Genomic DNA, 474 nt, shown 5'->3' with positions numbered 1-474 from the left:
TACTTACTGCTCCCCTGTGGCGTTTCGCCGTTAGTTGCGTCCTTCATCGGTGCTTAGTGCCAAGGCATTCACTGCGTGCCTTCTCTTCCTTAACCTTACGTCAGAATTTATCTACTTTTCAAAGATCTCAACCATTAGGTTGGATAAAACATTTTAAGGGTTAGCTCTGTTACAAGTGCACCACTTAAATGGTGGGCCTAAATGGACTCGAACCATCGACCTCACGGTTATCAGCCGTGCGCTCTAACCAGCTGAGCTATAGGCCCTTATTAAAAGACAATTAAGTCTTTCAAAACTGAATATGATGAGTAATAATGAATGGGAAATTTCTAGTTGAAATTTCTGGTTTATGACTTCTTAAGTCATGTTTTCCTTAGAAAGGAGGTGATCCATCCCCACGTTCCCGTAGGGATACCTTGTTACGACTTAACCCCAATCATTGATCCTACCTTAGACGGCTCCCTCCTTGCGGTT

The 474-nt window shown here is 43.2% G+C and carries 1 tRNA gene and 1 rRNA gene; both read right to left on the bottom strand.

From position 1 onward, the window contains the following. Positions 1-189 precede the first annotated feature (189 nt). Positions 190-266: transfer RNA gene (locus tag N7548_RS08820), tRNA-Ile, on the bottom strand. A gap of 111 nt (positions 267-377) precedes the next feature. Beyond that, a 16S ribosomal RNA gene (locus N7548_RS08815) occupies positions 378-474 on the bottom strand; the annotation flags it as partial.

The sequence above is a fragment of the Paracholeplasma manati genome (genome assembly GCF_025742995.1).
GTDB lineage: Bacteria > Bacillota_I > Bacilli_A > Acholeplasmatales > UBA5453 > Paracholeplasma > Paracholeplasma manati.
The sequence above is the reverse complement of the archived record's forward strand: the minus strand, read 5'-3'. Positions and strand labels throughout refer to the sequence as shown.